The organism is Actinomadura darangshiensis (genome assembly GCF_004349235.1).
Taxonomy (GTDB): Bacteria; Actinomycetota; Actinomycetes; order Streptosporangiales; family Streptosporangiaceae; genus Spirillospora; species Spirillospora darangshiensis.
Genome location: NZ_SMKY01000453.1, coordinates 1 through 5,149, shown reverse-complemented (window position 1 = coordinate 5,149; position 5,149 = coordinate 1). Strand labels below are relative to the sequence as shown.

Below are 5,149 nucleotides of genomic sequence, written 5' to 3'. Positions count from 1 at the left end.
GGTTCAGGCGACGTGATTGTGGTGATCAACCCGTCTACCAGGGGTCTCTCTACGTCAGGCCACCAACCGACGCATTGCGATCATGCTGTGACCAGCGGACTGCCGCCACAGGGATGAAATGGGTTCAGTGTTGGGCCAGGTAGAAGTGGCTCCCCTGGTCGTCGGTGCACGTTGAGGCGAGGCCGTAGGGCTGTTGCTCGGGGGCGCTCGCGGTGCCGCCCGCCTCGCGGACACGGGTTACGGCGGTCTCGATGTCGTCGACCGAGTACATCGGGACGACGACGGGGCGATCAGCGCCACCGTGAATACCGGTCATTGGCTGGACCTCGGTGCCGTCCAGCTGGACGTTCCAGCCTCCGGGAGTGTGGCCCGGGGTGAACTCCCACCCCAGCACGGCGCCGTAGAAGGACTGGGCACGGGCGACGTCGGGGACGCCGATGGTGAGGTAGGAGATCTCACCGTGGTGAGGAGTGACTCCGGCGGCTTCAGCGAGCCGGTTCTCGACCGGGCTCGCCCCTTCCGGCGGTTGGTAGATCGAGAAGCTCATCCCCTGGTCGTCGGTGCACATGGCACTCAGGCCGAAGGGTTCCTCGGTCGGTTCCGCCGCCTCACCGCCGGCGTGCTGGATCCGCCGGAGGGTCTCGTGGACGTCCTCGACGGCGAAGGCCAGGAAGGTGGTGCGGTGCTCCTGGCCACCGAAGAGGCCGATGTGCTGGTGGGGCAGTCCTTCGACATGACGGCCGCCTGAGACGCTGCCGGAGACCGAGTGCCAGTCGAGGACCGTCCCATAGAACGCGGCGGCGCGTTCTACATCGGGGAGCCACACTGAGGCGTAGCCGACATCTCCTTGTCGTGCCCGGGAATGTGCAGGTGATGGAGGACTCGAGATAATCCAGCGGTGGCCGAACGGGTCCGTGATGACACCGTTGCGGCCGTACGGGTAGTCGGACACGGCACGGTCTGCGGCTGCGCCCAGTTCGACGGCGCGTGCGAAGACGACGTCCACGTCGGGGACCGACAGGTAGAGCGACTGGCTCGGACCACCGCGGGTCTTCGGGCTGAGCAGGCCGTGGTCGGGCCACTCGTCGGCGAGCATCAGGACGGAGTCGCCGATGGCGAGCTCCGCGTGGCCGACCCGTCCGTCCTCCTCCATCATGGGGTCGCCGCGGAGTTCGGCGCCGAACGCTTCGGCGTACCAGCGCAGAGCGTGCTGCCCGTCGTCGACGTTGATGCGGGGGGTCAGCGTCCGCACCCGGGCCTGCGTTTCATGGACGGTGGTGGTCATGGTGCCTCCCGTGGGTTCCAGCAAGGCGCGCCGCAGGCGTTCCCGCAGCCGCGCCGCGAAGACGGGGTCGGGATCAACGGGGACGGTCGGGGCGCGGAGAGCCTCCAGCGGATCAGTCATCGTGGCCCTCCTTCCCGTGCCCGGGGATCCGTTTCCCTGGCGAACAGTGGTCGGTGTAGGCGTGCCGGAAGGCCGTGCGGGCCCGTGCCAGCAGCGCCTCAGTGGCGTGGAGCGTGCGGCCGAGATGCTCGGCGACCTGCGGAACGGACAGGCCGTCGAGGTAGCGGAGCGTCAGGGCGGCCCGATGATGGGGACCCAGCATGCCGAGGACCTCTCGGGCGAGGAGCGCGTCGAGGCGCTCGTCCCACGGGTCTTCCGCGGTGTCCGGGACGCCCCCGTCCAAGGCCTGGAGACCGCGCTGTTCCCGTGCCGCCCGCCGCCAATGGTCGGCGAGTTTGTGCCGGGCCACTCCGACCAGCCAGGCCACGGACAACGCCGGAGGCGGCTTCTTGCGGACCGCCTCCACCGCGGCCAAGAAGGTCTCGGCCGTGAGATCCTCGGCCAGTGCTCGCCGGCCGCACCGGGGCAGCAGGTAGCCATAGACCTCGGGAAGGGCCGTGTCGTAGAGGTCGAGCAGGGCCGGCCCCGGGTCGGGCTCGAGATGTCCCGGGTGATTCATACCCCTCCATCGTCCGGCGGGCTGCTTCTCCGACGGGTCGGAGACGAAAAAGTTCGACAAGTTTGCCGGGAGAGACGCACGATCATGGAGGGCGTGGTGATTCCCGAACCGCTGACGCTTCACACCGCCGACGGCGTGCGAATCGACGCAGGTCACGCGAGGGGTGACGGTGATGTCTGCTTCATCTTGGCGCACGGGTTCACATGCTCGTGGAGGCAGCCCGCGCTTCGCCGGATCGCCGGTGCGCTCAATCGGCACGGTGGTGTCGTCGGCTTCGACTTCCGTGGTCACGGGCGATCGGGAGGGTGCTCCACGGTCGGTGACCAGGAGGTGCTCGACGTTGACGCAGTGGTCGCGGCGGCACGTCGCAGAGGGTATGGACGGATCGTCCTGACGGGGTTCTCCATGGGCGGGGCCATCGCCGTCCGGCATGCCGCGTTGCATGGTGGGGTGGACGCAGTGGTCTCCGTGAGCGCGCCTGCCCGCTGGTACTACCGCGGGACGGTGCCGATGCGGCGCGTGCACTGGGTGATCGAGCGGCGTGTGGGACGTATGGCCGTCCGGCTGCTGCGCGGCACGCGCATCGCGCCCACTGGGTGGGACCCGGTGCCGGAGGCGCCCCACGAGGTCGCTGAACGGATCGCACCGGTTCCGTTGCTGGTCGTTCACGGGGATGCGGATCCGTTCTTCCCGCTGGAACATGGTCATCAGTTGTACGACGCGGCGTGCGATCCGAAGGAACTGTGGATCGAGCGCGCATTCGGGCATGCGGAGACGGCCGCCACGCCTGACTTGATCAAGCGCATCGGCGGGTGGGCGACGAATGCGGTTTCCCTGGCACCAGGGCCGACGGCACCGGGGGACTGAGCAGCACGGTCGTGGAGGCGGCTTTGACCCGCGGCGGCTTCCTGACCTCGGGAAACTCGAAGTTATCCACATTTTCGCGGCGGCCCGCGCGTGACCCGCCGGGCGGGCAACATCGTTCACATGGACGTATTCAGCCTTACTTGGAAGCGAACCGCCGCCGGATCGCTCATCCCCGTCGGACCCGGCGTCTACTTCTCCCCGGTCAAGGGGGCTTCGCTAGCGGCACGCGCCACCATGCTGAGCGAACTGCTGCCACGAGAAGTCGTCATCGCGCGGCGCACGGCCGCATGGATATGGGGTCTGGACGTCTTACCTCCGGGTGTGAACGAGGTCGACTGGCCAGTCGACCTCATCACTCCCCGAGAACCCGATACCGCTTCCTGCGCGTCTCCCGTCAGCCCCGAGGACGTGGAACTGCCGGCCGAACATGTCGTGGAGGAATCAGGTGTACGCCTCACGTCGCCGGCCCGCACCGCACTGGACTGCGCTCGTTGGCTGCCTCGTCACGAGGCGGTCGCGGCACTGGACCAATTCCTCAGGCGGGAGGTGGACGGCGGAGAACTCGCCGCCATGGCACGGACGCTGCCGGGATACCGCGGCAACAAGCGGCTGCGCCAGATCCTCCGCCTCGGCGATCGTGGCGCGGCCTCCCCCGGTGAGAGCTGGACTCGCGTCGCCGTCATGGACGCCGGCCTCCCACGCCCGGAGACCCAAGTGCCGGTGATGGGGCCGCGAGGTCAATGGTTTTACGTTGACCTCGGTTACCGGGAATTCCGTGTCGGCCTCGAATATGACGGCGAACGTCACCACACCGGTGCTGAGGCTCGGGCTCACGACACCCATCGGCGACGCTGGCTGGCCAAGGAGGAAGGCTGGGACATCATTCCTGTCACCAAGAACTTCTTGACCCGTCCGGCGCCTTACCTGGAGGCTCTCCTGACAGCGCTGCTTCAACGCGGCTGGAAGCCCGACAACGCCACCATGGAGCACATAGCCGCGAGACTGACGCTCCTGAGACGCCGGGCGTGCTGAACTCACTCGGACTCGCGACGCCCAGACGTGGTCAGTCGCGGTCGAGGAGCCTCACCAAGCGTTTCGGGGCGATGAGACGGTAACTGTCCTCGATGAGTTCGGCGATCTCGTCCCAATCCTGGCCGACGTCCAGGCGGGCGCCGACCCATCCCTTGGCTCCCACGTACTTCGGGACGAAGAAGCGCTCAGGAGCCTCCGAGACGAGAGCGTCCTGCACACCCGGGCCGGCCTTGAACGTCAAGTAAAGCCCGTCCTCGCTGGTCATCACGAAGAGCTTGTCGCGGATACGGAAGGAGGGCGCGGTGTGACCGCCGAACGGCTTCTCCGCCACCTCGGGGAGCGATAGACAGATCTCCCGGACTCGTTCCAGCGCGTCAACGTCACTCACGTTCGGTTTCCTTTCCTATGGTTGACCTGCTCGGCAGATGTGGAGCGACTATTCGATCAGCGAAGCGTGCGGGCGAAGGAGGCAGAACCGTTGCCCGCAGGCTCGGTGAGGACGACACGGAACGTCGGCGGACTGGCCAATGTCAATGCGGCGGGCACCCAGCGCGACGATGCGCCAAACCTCGGCATCGTAGTCATCGGGATCCGGGTTTATGTGCGGGAGGTTCTCCGTGGCCTTCGCGTCCTTGTCCCTGAGCGCAACCCGAGATAGGCGTGCGGGTCCGCTTCGGCGATGGCCTCGTCGCCGGAGCGTTAGACGACCCGGCCGGTTGAGGACGGAGGACCAGAACTCGGCGAGCGCGGCCAGCCCACGGGAGCCGATGACCAGGTGATAGAAGCGCACTGCCATGGTCCGACAGTAGCGGCGGCGGATAGACGCCGTTTCGGGGGACCGGAAGCCCCGTCGACCGGGCGCGGGCCGCACTGGGAGCGCAACGCCTTCATGGTTGGTCGCCTGGAGCATCCCGGGGGCGGACATCGCGCCGCCCCTCCGGATCGCGGACGCGTCTCGTCCCCGAAGACCGCCTTGTCGTCCCCGGAGCATCGTCGCGCTGTCCTTGAGCAGCGCTGCGTCGTCCGGAGTGTGGTCGTGCTGTTCTCGAGTGGCACTGAGGTTGTCCTGAGGGTGGTTGCGCTGTCCTTGAGTGGCGCTGTGTCGTCCGGAGTGGGGTCCCCTTTTCCGAGGGTCGTCGTGGCGTCTCTGAGCACCGCGGCGCCGGGCGGATGCGGTCTTGCAGCGGGGGCCGCGACCGCGGGCATTCAGCGGTGGCCCTGATGGGAGCGCTTCGGGTTCATGGTTGGACGCCTGGGGCATCCCGGATGCGGTTCGGGGGCGGCGG

At 67.8% G+C, this 5,149-nt stretch carries 6 protein-coding genes; 2 read left to right on the top strand and 4 right to left on the bottom strand.

The window, feature by feature from the left end; genetic code table 11:
- Nucleotides 1-124: 124 nt before the first annotated feature.
- Together E1293_RS44355 and E1293_RS44350 are read right to left on the bottom strand one after the other, a co-directional pair.
- Nucleotides 125-1,405, bottom strand: coding sequence for a VOC family protein (locus tag E1293_RS44355; RefSeq protein ID WP_132205752.1), 1,281 nt, complete (start codon nucleotides 1,403-1,405; stop codon nucleotides 125-127).
- Nucleotides 1,398-1,964 (bottom strand): RNA polymerase sigma factor, encoded by a 567-nt coding sequence (locus E1293_RS44350; RefSeq protein ID WP_132205750.1) that lies wholly within the window; start codon nucleotides 1,962-1,964, stop codon nucleotides 1,398-1,400. The genes E1293_RS44355 and E1293_RS44350 overlap by 8 nt, the downstream gene beginning before the upstream one ends.
- An 84-nt stretch (nucleotides 1,965-2,048) precedes the next feature.
- Between E1293_RS44350 and E1293_RS44345 the strand changes: the two genes are divergently transcribed.
- Both E1293_RS44345 and E1293_RS44340 read left to right on the top strand, forming a co-directional pair.
- A complete protein-coding gene (locus E1293_RS44345; protein ID WP_132205748.1) occupies nucleotides 2,049-2,831 on the top strand; it encodes an alpha/beta hydrolase in 783 nt (260 codons plus the stop codon).
- Between the two features lie 120 nt (nucleotides 2,832-2,951).
- On the top strand, nucleotides 2,952-3,863 hold the full coding sequence (locus E1293_RS44340; RefSeq protein ID WP_132205746.1) for a type IV toxin-antitoxin system AbiEi family antitoxin: 912 nt from the start codon (nucleotides 2,952-2,954) through the stop codon (nucleotides 3,861-3,863).
- 31 nt (nucleotides 3,864-3,894) lie between these two features.
- On the opposite strand, the gene E1293_RS44335 is transcribed toward E1293_RS44340, so the two are convergent.
- Complete coding sequence (locus E1293_RS44335) at nucleotides 3,895-4,251, bottom strand: MmcQ/YjbR family DNA-binding protein (protein WP_132205744.1); 357 nt, start codon at nucleotides 4,249-4,251, stop codon at nucleotides 3,895-3,897.
- A 48-nt stretch (nucleotides 4,252-4,299) separates the two neighbouring features.
- The gene (locus tag E1293_RS48260) at nucleotides 4,300-4,659 is read right to left on the bottom strand and encodes a VOC family protein (protein WP_165978687.1); all 360 of its coding nucleotides are present in this window, start codon (nucleotides 4,657-4,659) and stop codon (nucleotides 4,300-4,302) included.
- Between the last annotated feature and the right edge of the window lie 490 nt (nucleotides 4,660-5,149).

Excerpts from the sequence above, each read along its gene's own strand:
- E1293_RS44355 (WP_132205752.1), bottom strand. The coding sequence starts at position 1,405 with ATGACTGATCCGCTGGAGGCTCTCCGCGCCCCGACCGTCCCCGTTGAT.
- E1293_RS44350 (WP_132205750.1), bottom strand. The coding sequence starts at position 1,964 with ATGAATCACCCGGGACATCTCGAGCCCGACCCGGGGCCGGCCCTGCTC.
- E1293_RS44340 (WP_132205746.1), top strand. The coding sequence starts at position 2,952 with ATGGACGTATTCAGCCTTACTTGGAAGCGAACCGCCGCCGGATCGCTC.
- E1293_RS44345 (WP_132205748.1), top strand. The coding sequence starts at position 2,049 with ATGGAGGGCGTGGTGATTCCCGAACCGCTGACGCTTCACACCGCCGAC.
- E1293_RS48260 (WP_165978687.1), bottom strand. The coding sequence starts at position 4,659 with ATGGCAGTGCGCTTCTATCACCTGGTCATCGGCTCCCGTGGGCTGGCC.